The organism is Wolbachia endosymbiont (group A) of Udea olivalis, from assembly GCF_964028365.1.
In the GTDB taxonomy this organism is placed as follows: domain Bacteria; phylum Pseudomonadota; class Alphaproteobacteria; order Rickettsiales; family Anaplasmataceae; genus Wolbachia; species Wolbachia pipientis.
The window spans coordinates 210,489-222,271 of the sequence record NZ_OZ034773.1; the positions used below are offsets into that span (position 1 = coordinate 210,489).

At 36.8% G+C, this 11,783-nt stretch carries 15 protein-coding genes; all 15 read right to left on the reverse strand.

The window, feature by feature from the left end:
* Positions 1-5: 5 nt before the first annotated feature.
* The gene (locus tag ABWU32_RS00975; RefSeq protein ID WP_341823913.1) at positions 6-1,472 is read right to left on the reverse strand and encodes a hypothetical protein; all 1,467 of its coding nucleotides are present in this window, start codon (positions 1,470-1,472) and stop codon (positions 6-8) included.
* Complete coding sequence (locus ABWU32_RS00980) at positions 1,469-1,654, reverse strand: hypothetical protein (RefSeq protein WP_015588504.1); 186 nt, start codon at positions 1,652-1,654, stop codon at positions 1,469-1,471. Before ABWU32_RS00980 ends, ABWU32_RS00975 begins: the two co-directional genes overlap by 4 nt.
* 4 nt (positions 1,655-1,658) lie before the next feature.
* The gene (locus tag ABWU32_RS00985; protein WP_341823914.1) at positions 1,659-2,846 is read right to left on the reverse strand and encodes a hypothetical protein; all 1,188 of its coding nucleotides are present in this window, start codon (positions 2,844-2,846) and stop codon (positions 1,659-1,661) included.
* Between the two features lie 13 nt (positions 2,847-2,859).
* A complete protein-coding gene (locus tag ABWU32_RS00990; protein WP_341823915.1) occupies positions 2,860-4,809 on the reverse strand; it encodes a DUF4815 domain-containing protein in 1,950 nt (649 codons plus the stop codon).
* 6 nt (positions 4,810-4,815) lie between these two features.
* Complete coding sequence (locus tag ABWU32_RS00995; RefSeq protein ID WP_341823916.1) at positions 4,816-5,502, reverse strand: hypothetical protein; 687 nt, start codon at positions 5,500-5,502, stop codon at positions 4,816-4,818.
* 20 nt (positions 5,503-5,522) lie between these two features.
* Positions 5,523-6,740, reverse strand: coding sequence for a phage tail protein (locus ABWU32_RS01000; protein ID WP_341824347.1), 1,218 nt, complete (start codon positions 6,738-6,740; stop codon positions 5,523-5,525).
* Between the two features lie 6 nt (positions 6,741-6,746).
* Positions 6,747-7,544 carry a baseplate J/gp47 family protein gene (locus ABWU32_RS01005; protein WP_015588499.1) on the reverse strand — a complete coding sequence of 266 codons (798 nt, stop codon included), beginning with the start codon at positions 7,542-7,544 and terminating at the stop codon, positions 6,747-6,749.
* A 9-nt stretch (positions 7,545-7,553) separates the two neighbouring features.
* The gene (locus ABWU32_RS01010; RefSeq protein WP_015588498.1) at positions 7,554-7,889 is read right to left on the reverse strand and encodes a GPW/gp25 family protein; all 336 of its coding nucleotides are present in this window, start codon (positions 7,887-7,889) and stop codon (positions 7,554-7,556) included.
* A gap of 5 nt (positions 7,890-7,894) precedes the next feature.
* Positions 7,895-8,347 carry a PAAR domain-containing protein gene (locus ABWU32_RS01015; RefSeq protein ID WP_318010167.1) on the reverse strand — a complete coding sequence of 151 codons (453 nt, stop codon included), beginning with the start codon at positions 8,345-8,347 and terminating at the stop codon, positions 7,895-7,897.
* Positions 8,348-8,386: 39 nt separating this feature from the next.
* Positions 8,387-8,956, reverse strand: a complete 570-nt coding sequence (locus tag ABWU32_RS01020) for a phage baseplate assembly protein V (RefSeq protein WP_341823917.1) — start codon at positions 8,954-8,956, stop codon at positions 8,387-8,389.
* Positions 8,946-9,473 carry a hypothetical protein gene (locus ABWU32_RS01025; RefSeq protein WP_341823918.1) on the reverse strand — a complete coding sequence of 176 codons (528 nt, stop codon included), beginning with the start codon at positions 9,471-9,473 and terminating at the stop codon, positions 8,946-8,948. Before ABWU32_RS01025 ends, ABWU32_RS01020 begins: the two co-directional genes overlap by 11 nt.
* Positions 9,454-9,942: a phage tail protein gene (locus ABWU32_RS01030; RefSeq protein ID WP_164224822.1), complete on the reverse strand. Its 489-nt coding sequence runs from the start codon at positions 9,940-9,942 to the stop codon at positions 9,454-9,456. The genes ABWU32_RS01025 and ABWU32_RS01030 overlap by 20 nt, the downstream gene beginning before the upstream one ends.
* Positions 9,935-10,255, reverse strand: a complete 321-nt coding sequence (locus ABWU32_RS01035) for a hypothetical protein (RefSeq protein WP_174516711.1) — start codon at positions 10,253-10,255, stop codon at positions 9,935-9,937. Before ABWU32_RS01035 ends, ABWU32_RS01030 begins: the two co-directional genes overlap by 8 nt.
* 83 nt (positions 10,256-10,338) lie before the next feature.
* The gene (locus ABWU32_RS01040; protein ID WP_341823919.1) at positions 10,339-11,343 is read right to left on the reverse strand and encodes a major capsid protein; all 1,005 of its coding nucleotides are present in this window, start codon (positions 11,341-11,343) and stop codon (positions 10,339-10,341) included.
* 24 nt (positions 11,344-11,367) lie between these two features.
* Complete coding sequence (locus tag ABWU32_RS01045; RefSeq protein WP_341823920.1) at positions 11,368-11,739, reverse strand: head decoration protein; 372 nt, start codon at positions 11,737-11,739, stop codon at positions 11,368-11,370.
* Between the last annotated feature and the right edge of the window lie 44 nt (positions 11,740-11,783).

Consider the following 11,783-nt stretch of genomic DNA (forward strand, 5'->3'; position numbering starts at 1 on the left):
CTTTGCTACCTCCAGAGCTCATAAGTTTCAGATAATCCTGGACATTGCCAAGCCTTTAGTGTTCTCTCTACATCCACCTCAAGCCCTGTGGTTAGAAAATTGCTACGTATGTTATGTATTCCCCACTGGATAAATTGACCATAGTTGTATACATAATTTGATGCAAGCATACCTTGACTGACTTGTATTCTGGAACATAGGTAAGATGATGTGTAAAGTAATGTTGCAACTGTTTTTCCTGCTGGAATTTCCACATTACCAGATCCAGCTAACTTGCTATCAGAACTCGTGTATTGGTAAACATTTTTCCATATTATTCTTGAAATTCTTGATTTATTAGAATTGGTATTATCTGGTGTTCCCACAAATAGTCCTGCACCCCCATACTCCGTACTAGAGTATGATGATCCAACAAATTCTATTGTTTTATTTATGTTCACATTCGTTGTATTTTTTATAAATACTACTCCAAGTGCAGCATATGGGTAATAGTATATCTCATCATAACTACCAGAAAAACTTTTTGTGCATAACTCTCCGTAAATAAATGTTCCTTTACTTCCCTCTATAAAACTTAGTTGTCTTGGCCGATAAAAACTAACGTAATCTGTATTGTACGTATGGCTACCTGCTAGTAGTTGTAACATATAGTCAGTTTTTGTTATATCACTACTCCACTTTCCAAGCTCTGTCGTAAAAGTTCCGTGGCCAAAATAATTATTTTTTCTGCCAAGTACACCAAATAAGAAAGGTAATGACCCTGGTTCAACCATGTTGCGCTTTCTTATTTCATTTATAAGAGACACTTTTAACTGTTCATCCCGAGTTTTTACCTCATTTATCAGGGATGTTTTTAATTGGTTATCACGAGTTTCTATTTCCCCAATAATTGATGAGCCAGATGGTACATTATTAACAGCACGAAAATCTTCTACTAAACCTTTAAGACCATCTTTATGACTATTACTAATGCTATTTATTGCTGCAATATTGGCATTCTTTCTCGTATCAAGTAGTGATATATGTGAATCTGATGATGCTTTTAAAGTATTTAAGGAATTATCCCTAAGCTTGTTGATTTCATTAACAGACTCTGTTTTTACTGCAGTTATTGCTGATATTGAGTTTGTTTTATTGCTGTTTATATCATTTAGGTGTTTTTTTGCACTATCAAGAAGTTCTTTTAGCTTACCATCAGTCATCTGTACAATTTCAGAAACTGCACTTTTGTCGACTATTGATTCCAATGCTTTAGCAAGATATGCAAGCTGATCTGGTGTACTATTTGCTGCTAAATCCTTAAGCCTCTTTTGTAGTGCATCAATTATCTCTTTTACCTCAGTCATCTGCACAATGTCAGCAATAGCTTTTTTATCTGCTATCAACTCCAGCGATTTTGCAAGATATGCCAGTTGATCAGGTGTGCTATTTGCTGCTAAATCCTTTATCCTTTGGTATATTGCTTCTTTCATTCCCAAAAATTTAAAAAAGTTTCAAAGTTAAACCGCTCAAAATTACTCTTAAGTTCATTTTCTCTCTCACTCATATCTTCATCTATTTTTTCTATCGCTTTGCGAATACGTACTACATCTTCCACTGCAATATTCTCTGGGTGTGGCAAAGGATATCCTCTGCTTGTTTTATCATCTGACATTCTGCTACGTGACAATGATTCGTAGATTTTTGACTTTTGGCCGATAGACAACTGTTCCACTTAAAACCAATTTTATCCTTGTCTCATTGGCGTTAAAGTTTGATAGCACATGAGTTCTCTCTACCCAATTTTCCCCTATTGGTTTTCCTGATGTTAAATTTACTAATTGCCATCCTTTGGCGCTTTGTTCTACATATGCTTTTACATCTGCAGTGCCAGGTATTAGCGCATCATACGTTATGGTAATTTTAGTGTTAGCTCCTGCTGTAATGCTTCTTGTAACATAATCTCCAGACTCTGAAAGATTACCTAGAACTAGCTGTAACCCAGGATAGAGAACAGGACTTCTTTCTTTTGACCCTTTTAAATTTGCCTTTACTGTTAACTCTCCAGATAGTCTTTCACGCAGCGCGAGCGGCAAGTTATCAGATAGAAAATTTTCTTTTCCCTCTTCATCTATTAAGATAAATTCTACATTGGTATCAAATGCTACTTTTTCGACGTTTGTCAAAACAATTAAATCTGAAGTATTGGTTGCTGTAACTTTGCCAAGATCAATAACGTGAGAATTTTCGCTAAATTTTGCAGCTAGTAGTCGAAACGTTAAATCTAAATTTTGATGTGGAGTCCAGGTGCTTGCATTGCTAGATGAAAGTAATACTCCTACTTGATATGGCTGACTTGTTACCCAACGGCTATTTACTGCATCATATTTGCCAAGTTCTGCTATTTTGACTGTTGTCTCTGAATCATCGGTAAGTAAAACTATTGCATACTCCTCTCCTGCATGGCAAAACACTGGCGACCAAGTGATACGTGTTGCTGTGCCATCTATCTTTATATCTTTTGGCTCAATATAACTTTCAGCAATGACAGTCTGCGAGGGCATTCCCACTGCTGTTTCTCTAATCTGCACAACAACACGTTTTTTGCCTTTATTTATAAACCATAGCTCCACACCTCCTATGTGCCTACTTTCATTTAAAGTAAACGTTTGCGCTAAAGGATCAACTCTTCTTGCTGCGATAACTCTTCTTCTTTCCTCTATGGTAATTGTTTTTTTACCAGTATACGTTGCTTCTCCATAGCTTCCTTTATCCCCATAAAACTGTACTAATTTAGTACCTGCTGGAATATTTGCTGGGATTTTTATCTTTCCCTTTAATTTTCCCTGGTTGTTAGTTGTGAGCATATTTTTTTACCTCTTATGCAGTAGACTGAATGACAACACCATCAAACTTTACCTCCTTAAGCCTTTCACCTGGCTCAAAACCTTCAATTTCAAAATTCTGTACTGCTTCTCTCATAAATTCAGCTTCATATGAAGTACTTGACATCAGCTCTGTTGTTTCTTTAACATTAAATGCTCTGGTTATTGGACTTTTCCAATTCGTGGTAACCTCCGTCCAGTGATCTATATTTTTATTTAGAGTAATTTGTGCCGGAACTGGATCAAAAGCTTGATACGGATTAATTCTTTCTCCTTTAGTCTGTAAGAGCTGTTCTAGTACCGGCTCAAGTTCATACGGCAACAAATGAGGTTCTTTACCTCTTTCAACATCAATAATTTCCACATCTATAGGTAAAATTAATTCCTTGTTTACTATCGCTGCAGACTGCGAAATTCCTTGATCACGCATATCATCATCAAAGAATGAATCAACAAATACTCCTTTTTTGGTGGTAGGTTCTCTTGAATTTGCATCATTGCGTAAACGCTCCTGTGCAACAAGTGCATAAAGATCATTTATTCCTTTTTTCATTGCTTCAAGCTCATTCATCGGTACAGCATGAATAGCATTATTCACTATTTTTACCCCTTCTTTTTCTCCGTTTTTCCATGTCTGATGAATGTAGCAGAGCAAAAGTTGTCCGCTAGGTGCTTTAGGCATTGATGGTCGCCAAGGGTGAGCTATACCTTTTATTCTCCTTACTACTCCTTTGCTATCGATAGTAATTAAATCATAGCGGGGCATTTTCCAGGTGTAATCAATCAGAACCAAGCTGTTATCAACTGCTCCTTTTACTTTGCATCCCTGTTCACTTATATCTTCAGGGCTTACATGAGTACGACAGCGGTAAGTTATTTGATAACTACTTCCAGGAGCTGGCTCTTTACCTGGTAATGACCAATCAACATTTCCTGCATTTAACTTATAGTCTATACTATTTTCATAAATAACATTGCCTTGTTTAATTTGAATAATTTCAAGTACCGCAGAGTCAGGTATTGGATCAGTGGCTCCTGAATATGAACCGTGAGTAACAGTAATGGTTTTTTGAATAGTGATATCTACTTTTTTGATTTCACTTATTGGAAAATCATTAACTTTAAGTTCCATTACTCTTTGGCTATTTGGCTGAAAAGTATGTGGTTCTGATTCAACTGCTTTTATATCTGGATCTTCATCAAAAGAAACACGAATACTGTGAGGTAGCTCAATCTCATAGCCATCAACATGAGCTTTGCCCTCATTAATCACAAATATTTCTTTTTTACCTTTTTTTACCCCTTCTTCTCCCTTTTCTTCTTTGTGGAGGAACATTACTTCAAGGCCATTTACAACGTAGGAACCATTTGCCTCTTTGTCATAACGAGCAAGCGCAGTAGTTACTATATTTGCTTGTGGTGGCGGTGAATGTTCTATCAATACTCCATTTTCAATGTTATAAATTGGATAAAATTCTCCTGAAGCATTAGTAGTCACACCCTCAGCTTGATAACTCCAAGTGGTGGAAACTTTAAGCCTTGCAGCCCCTACTTCTTGATAGTTACGTGTACCAACAGCAGGATCACGAAGGTTTTCATCCTCAAGTTCTGTAATGGTAGATTCTACGTAATAAACACCTATACGCACTGTGGTACTCAGTGGAATAACAAACTCTTCTTTTTCGACTTTTCTAACCGCTCCACGAAGATAGATTTTTCCTGATTCAAGCGTAACTTTACCAGTTTCTCTATCTATAATACAATTGCTTCCTATTATAACATCACCATCACGAAATATTGCATCGCCTATGCCTTTAAGCTTAGAGAGAGCATACTCCTGAGTCTCGTTTAATTCTGCAGACTGTAGACCTCTTCCAGCAAGAAATAAGCTTTTTTCGTATTCTTTGTCAGGATTAAAGCGGTTATAATAGGTGTTTAAAGTCATTTTATTCTAAAAGGTTACAACAAATGAAAAAGTCTCTCTTGTGGCAGCAGTTCTGATAAGTGGTACAGTGTGTTCTAAAATCAGCAAGATTCCATGGTCTTCTATATCTTGAGGTTCAAAATATCTCTGTCCTTCAGGTAATTCTTTTTTTACTTTAGTACCAACCATAACCCCTAGCTCTCTGATTACTCGATTTGCTGCATCCGTGAAATCGAAAGTGAATTTGAGAAAAAGATTATTGGTTGGTACATCAGAAGGCCTAAACCTTCCAGAAGGAGTCAAAAGCTCTCCATTCTCATCACCGCTGCAGAAGAGTATCTCATCAACAACACGACGTCCAACTTCCTTAATTAATGTTGCAGAAGTAATTAGTTCCGGTGGTGTGTCTTGAGTGTACTCTATAGTGATTACGCTATCTGCTATAATTGCACCATTTTCTACACGCTCAATAGTGCCTGAGCTACTATCAACTATATAATCTATGCTTGACTGATAAATTGTTTGCCCTGTACAAACTTTTACATCTTTAATAGTGTGGTGATCTAAACCTATCTTGCCGCCTGCTGCAAAAGTTTTTTCAACTTTGTAGCTGCTTTCCCAGGTAGAATCTCCAGATCCCCAAGCAAGATGTATCGGTTGCTCTTTTATGCTCGCAGCAATAGCTGCTCTGCCTGATTGTGTCAGTATTGACATGTCTGATTGCGTGATTGATATTATATATATACAAGATTCGTAGAAAAAACGTCCAATTTTTTTGTAATAATGGGCTCAAAATTTTTCCAAGGGCGATTTAAGTGGCGATGTTCATGCCAAGTGACCATACCTGGGTAAAATACTGCTACGTAATTTTCTAGCTCATGAATAGGATCTTTCTGTTTTAAATCTGAGTCATTTTGACAATCAATATGATATTCCCTTAAATTAGACTCTATTATTCTTTGATCAGTAAAACTCTTTGCTTCGTAGTAATAAGTTATACTAAACCGCTCTAAAATTGGTGTACGTCGAAAATTCCAAATCTGCTCAGAGAGTTTATCTTCACTTAAGTAAAATGTATGCTCTATTTCTTTATAAGCAGTTGGTGCAAAACAAGCATTGATATTTCCCAAATTCCAACTATCTGATAATACTATCAACGCTTTAGCAAACTTAATTTCTGGCAATAAACCCTGTGGTAGAGGATATAGTGCTTTTAAGTTATACCACTCGTGACTTCTTTCATATATACCGTTGTAATTCTTGGTGTGAGGCTCTGTCTCTCCTAATACTGCAACATCCAACCTATATAAATCATTACTGTAACTTCTATCATAATGTGATCTAAAAGTGCTAAATTTAAATCTTGGATTTCCTATTTTTAGCTCAAATGAGTTTTTTCTTCCAAACGATAATACTGGCCCTTCTTTTGCTATTCTTACACCCGAGTAGTCTGAAAGAAGATCTCCAAAAATACTTTCATCTAACATAAACCGCTGAGCATTGTAATAATCATTGAATATTCGCATTAATCGAGATCTTGCCGGTGCAGAAAGTTTTGCCAGAGCAATTACACTATCGACAAAAAAGTCATTAGGAACATCAGAGATGCCAATTTGAAATTCAGCAAAATGCTCTCCTGGTGGTTCTTCTTGAATGGTAATATTATCAATGTTTGCCCATTTCAGCGCCATCTTCAGTGACTGTGGTGTACCGCGCAAACGTTGAAATCTTATTCCGTTTTGCTTAGCTAAGACCCATTCTTTTAATGCACTCTTAGTAGCTTTCTTACCCCAGGATAAAATTTCTCCCAAGCCGTATTCCGCTACTAGCCACGGCAACATTTCAGTCTGTGGGTTAAATTTAAATCCCCGTAGAGAATTTGCATCAAGAGAATAATTAATTATGTCTGTAAGTATTTGCTCTTGCTTTGAAGCATTTGGAGGAAGTATCACCAATTTTTACCTAACACTTAAATCACTTAAAGCAACGCATTCATTATTTTGTACAATTATGTCTTCTATTGGCTCTGTAAGCTCTATATTTTGTATACCTTCTGTAAAAAGATGAGCAATAATCCAGGACCTGGTTACATTCCACCCTAAACCTTTAGTAGACTCAAGACCTTTGATAAATTGTTCCTTTGCAGCTTCGATAACATCTTTTGATGCAGTAGGGTAAATATGCACTTTAGCATGAATAGTAATGGGAATAATACCACAGCCAATAACTGTAAGCGTATCTGTTAATACACGAATATCATCGCGAATAACGTGATTTCTGACGATCTCTAGCAATTCTTCTGAAGGTACTCCACCATTTTCTGTGGAAAGTATTGAAATCTGTACACTTCCTGGTATAGGTGATACCACTTGCGCATCTTTTACTCTCGTGTCAGCAGATAATGCATGATAGCGATAATGCTCTTTACTCCCTGCTGTTGACCAACCAACAATTTTGGCTTTTACCCGCTTCCTTAAGGATTCATCATTCTCTGACTCCTTTCTCAGCACACCATAAAATTCAGCCAAGTGATCAAGGTCATTACCTCTTGCAAAAGCAAGTAAATTTGCCTGTGCTGCATCATTAATCCTTTGCCTAAGCAAAAGTTCACGCCAGGCTGCTACTTCCAGTATCTTTATTGCTGGATCACTCTCAGTTAGTGCAGAAAAACTTGCATTCCGACGCACTAACTCTTCTTTCATTCGCGAAAAGATTTCCTCAAATTTTAATGTTTCGACAATATTTGGTGTTTTCATCCTACTACCTTATACTATAATACCATCAAGGCGGATCGGCTTTCCATTTGGCAGATAGATTCCTTCTAAAATGAGAGTTACTTTACCTTCTTTTATTTCTGTTATTTGTACACGTTTAAGCTTAAATCGACGCTCCCACTTTTCTAATGCTTCTGCAACTGCTGCATAAAGCTCTTGTGCAAAACCAGGTACAATTGGATGATCAATCAGCTCAAATAACCTTGATCCATAATCTCGGCGCATAACACGAGCACCAATTGGTGTAGTTAAAATATCAACTATTGATTGTTTTAAATGCTCTATACCACTTATTGTTTTACCAGTTTCAGAATTCATACCACGCATATCACTTACCCTGCAAAGACATCATTGCTTCCTTGTTCTGCCACTGCTCCACAGGAAATTAGGTCACCAGTACGAGCAATGGCTTTGCCATTTACAAACACTGAATCTGACCCCTCAAGAAGGGATTGACTAGTATGTGGTGGTTTATAAGGGTCTGTTGATGCATGTTGTGACCATTCATCTCCTTGACGATGCACAGGCCTACCATTTACAAACACATTACTGCTTCCTCCTATGCCAGGGCTTTGTAAATAATCTCCATGTTGGTTACACATATCACCAAAACGAACAACTTTTCCCTGTTTTGCCAAACTTAAATCTTTGTCTGATTCTGAAAGTCGTTTTTGCCCTAACAATGAACCTCTTGTTTCCTCCTCTCTTCTTGACTCATCTTCACATCCTGATTCATATCCACTTAATTCTGATGTTTGAGAGGTATACTCAATATCACCAATCATAATACCCTTATCATTATTAGCTCTAACATTTTTCTCTGGCTAGTTTAAATCTATTTTTTTCGCATTTAACTTAATGCTACTCTCAGTAATCTCTAGACTTGAGTTCCCAACCTGTAAGACAATCTTTTCATCAGTTATATTTGAACTTGATTTTCCCGTTTTTAAAATAACTTCCTTACTAGTTACTTCCATTTGCGTTTCTTTCACTGCAAAAACAAGAGCTCCTTCTTCTTTGACAGAAATTGTAAACTTACGACCATTTCGGTCATAGTAAATAACTGTTCCATCTTTAAAAACAAAACCGCTTACTTCTTCCTTACTTCCTTCTGGAATAGGATATTTTTTATAATAAATTGCAGGTAAGACAATCCCTTTGGCAATTTCACCAGATGGCGAAAGTACTATCACCTGTTCTCCAATACTTGGTGCAGACCAACTTCTGTCTTCTCCAGCTCTTGCTGTTACCCATGGCAACCAGTCTGTTAATATATTACCTATCATTTTTACACGTACCTTAGCCGTTCCACAGCCTACTTCTTCGACTGTGCCAACTCTAATCAAGTTATTAAGTTTTATTAGTAAGTTCGCATCTTCAAAACTATTCATCATTTTTGCCAACCTTTACATATTTATGCTTATTAGCAACTCCAATATCAGGCGTAAACCCAATGTAAACAGTACTCGGCGGAATACTACTCTTTGCCCATACTGAATCACCAAGATGTACTTCATGCACCCACTCTACCATCCACACTAAATATGCATCGAGCTCTGGCCTAAAATCATCTCCTCCTCCTGAGATAAATTCTCCTGGTGAAATTTTTTCCACTTTCCAAGTGTTTTTATTTACCATTCTTGCTACTTCTGCCGCCAATGCTCTGACAATAATAGGTGCATTTTCTATTGTGCTATCAATCACAATTCGTGCTTCAAATTTTGCTCTCAGCGCTAATTCTTCTGTTCCTGGATCATGTCCTTTTTCAAAGCCACTAAGTTCTATAAATACTGCTGGTGCTATCAATTCTTTCCTGATTGCTGGATAAACCTCACAAGTTTGAATTGCTGGTATCTCTGCCTTTAGCGTATTACAAATTGCCTCATGTAAATTAGTCCAAAATGCCGTCATAAAATAACTCATGTGTAAAATATTTTTCAAATATCCTTTCAACTTCATAATTAACAAGATTTTCTATTATCCTTGAAGCCTCAGGTTCAAGTGGTAGTTTAACCTCCTGTATCGGTAGTGCTGTTCTTCCTACACGTTTAAAAATACCACGATAGCCTCTTGGCATTGTTGCCATAAATTCATCATTAAATGCTGTTCTTATTTTTGCTTGTTTTATATTTATATCATACAGATATGCTCTAATTAAAACTTTCAAAGTGCTTTTTCTTGACTTGATGATTCTTAGTCTTTTTCTAATTACTTTCAGCCTAATTTGCTTTTCTTCACTGATTTCTCGGACAGCCTGAGATTTTAACCATAGTGCCGTTTTGTTTAGCGCTCTTACCGCTGCCAACTCTACTTTAGCTTTGTTAGCATCAATGTCGTGAGTAATTCTCTCAATGTTTTCATTAACTTCAATTTTAAACATCTTTCTCTCCAAGTACTGTACAGTTTATATTCCAAACTATTCCTGAATTACCTCGCAGTGGCGGAGAATATACTTTATATTTACAACCATCAATAACAAAAATATCTCCCACCATTGGCCTGAGTACATCAAAAACGCTTACCTCAAGAAAAAGCATCTCTCCCACAAATTGTCCTTCACCAATCTCGTATAATTTATCTGGCTGTTGCTTTAGTACTTGTACCATATATGACTTATCCTTTGATTCATACAAAGCTACTTTTCCTAAATGAGCAAAACAATCTTTAAATAATCTCTTAATATTCTCTTGCACATTTCTCCGCTATATACTAACATTTATATGCTAAGAAGAGGTAAAGCATTCTTCTGCCTCACACCGCTTTATATTTGTTCTACCTATGTTGCAACGATCTTGACTAGTATTGCTGGACGGTGGCACATTGGCAGAGGGTTTGACTGCGTATGCAAATCAGTCCCTCTATCAAATCTTCTTGGCTCTTGTTTTGCATATAGTGGCTGTCCAAGAGTATTTACTGTCTCATTAAAGTCTGCTGGTGCAAAATATGTTGTAAATGTGCTTGCTGTTCCTAGTGGAAAACAGTGCCCTGTATCTTTGTCAATAAATCTTCTCACGGTTCCTTCAGGATCAGTTGCTTGTCCTCTATATTCCTCAAACGTTATTCCACAGAACGCAAATCCTGACCTCATATCATTTCTTAGCGCTGCTCCTTCTTGCCATCTCTCATATGCTTCTTTCACTTTAGTATGAGAAGTAAGTGCATCAAAAAACTCAGGGCTTACTAAAGCATGAATTCCTGTCATATATTCACCACTTAGATTATCTTCTATGTGCCTCAATACTTCCAGACACTTACGCTTGACATCTGTTGTTGCTGTTCCCAGTGCAAAATTTACTACTTTTGGTGTTATTTCAAATTCGTTGTACAAATTTAATAATTCTGACCCATCAGCATCTAAAATTATTCCTTTCAGCGCTCCCATACGCAAATGCTCCAACGTTATTGCATGTTTATTTCTCATTAGCTGCAAATGGTCAGTTATTACATCTGCCAGCGCTTTAAGTTCACTTTCTGATCCAAATGCTCTTATTCCCTGTACTTCTTCTGGTAACACTACATCATCATGTGGAATATGTGGAATCGTAAATGTTCTTACCTTTCTTTTTCCTCTTTTTCCTACTGTTGCTGGTGCTCCGGGTACTTGCGTTGGTAGTAAACTTAATACTCCATTTTGCTCTTCTATGGTAATATGTCTAAATCTTACTGACCTACTTGGAAATAAATTTAAATTTTCAACACGTCCATAATTTATCGGCAATATATTCATCGCATTTGTTAGTGCCGTCATACTAAATGCTGGATTTGTAAATGGATTTTGCATTCTTTTTCTCCTTATTAATTTTAGTTAAACTCCCTTGCGGATAATGATCCCTCGTGCTTCAAGTTGCTTTATTGCTTCAGCTTTCTGTTCTTCAGTGATATTTGCTGGCCACACCACTGCATGATCTGCTAACATTGCAACACGAGTAATAATTACCGCTTTAGTATTTTCTATTGCATTTACATCACTTACTATTACACCTATCGCTGTTTGTGTGCCATCTGTTCCAGCGGGATTAAGTACTCTAATAAGACCATCTTCCGTCTTTTTGGCAACTACTGCACCAAGCTTAATATTTTGTCCCTTGGCTACTGTTATCTGATCTCTTGAATATAGACTTGACACCTCATACTTTAATAAGTCACCCAGATTATTTTGTTCGCTTATACAACTCATAAATTTCTCTCCTTAACTGATTACCGCCGCTTTTATCAATGCTA

What these genes read in the sequence shown, in the direction of transcription:
- ABWU32_RS00975 (WP_341823913.1), bottom strand. Translation starts at nt 1,472, where the DNA reads ATGAAAGAAGCAATATACCAAAGGATAAAGGATTTAGCAGCAAATAGC.
- ABWU32_RS01020 (WP_341823917.1), bottom strand. Translation starts at nt 8,956, where the DNA reads ATGATGAATAGTTTTGAAGATGCGAACTTACTAATAAAACTTAATAAC.
- ABWU32_RS01010 (WP_015588498.1), bottom strand. Translation starts at nt 7,889, where the DNA reads ATGCGTGGTATGAATTCTGAAACTGGTAAAACAATAAGTGGTATAGAG.
- ABWU32_RS00980 (WP_015588504.1), bottom strand. Translation starts at nt 1,654, where the DNA reads ATGTCAGATGATAAAACAAGCAGAGGATATCCTTTGCCACACCCAGAG.
- ABWU32_RS00990 (WP_341823915.1), bottom strand. Translation starts at nt 4,809, where the DNA reads ATGACTTTAAACACCTATTATAACCGCTTTAATCCTGACAAAGAATAC.
- ABWU32_RS00995 (WP_341823916.1), bottom strand. Translation starts at nt 5,502, where the DNA reads ATGTCAATACTGACACAATCAGGCAGAGCAGCTATTGCTGCGAGCATA.
- ABWU32_RS00985 (WP_341823914.1), bottom strand. Translation starts at nt 2,846, where the DNA reads ATGCTCACAACTAACAACCAGGGAAAATTAAAGGGAAAGATAAAAATC.
- ABWU32_RS01045 (WP_341823920.1), bottom strand. Translation starts at nt 11,739, where the DNA reads ATGAGTTGTATAAGCGAACAAAATAATCTGGGTGACTTATTAAAGTAT.
- ABWU32_RS01005 (WP_015588499.1), bottom strand. Translation starts at nt 7,544, where the DNA reads ATGAAAACACCAAATATTGTCGAAACATTAAAATTTGAGGAAATCTTT.
- ABWU32_RS01040 (WP_341823919.1), bottom strand. Translation starts at nt 11,343, where the DNA reads ATGCAAAATCCATTTACAAATCCAGCATTTAGTATGACGGCACTAACA.
- ABWU32_RS01030 (WP_164224822.1), bottom strand. Translation starts at nt 9,942, where the DNA reads ATGTTTAAAATTGAAGTTAATGAAAACATTGAGAGAATTACTCACGAC.
- ABWU32_RS01025 (WP_341823918.1), bottom strand. Translation starts at nt 9,473, where the DNA reads ATGACGGCATTTTGGACTAATTTACATGAGGCAATTTGTAATACGCTA.
- ABWU32_RS01015 (WP_318010167.1), bottom strand. Translation starts at nt 8,347, where the DNA reads ATGATTGGTGATATTGAGTATACCTCTCAAACATCAGAATTAAGTGGA.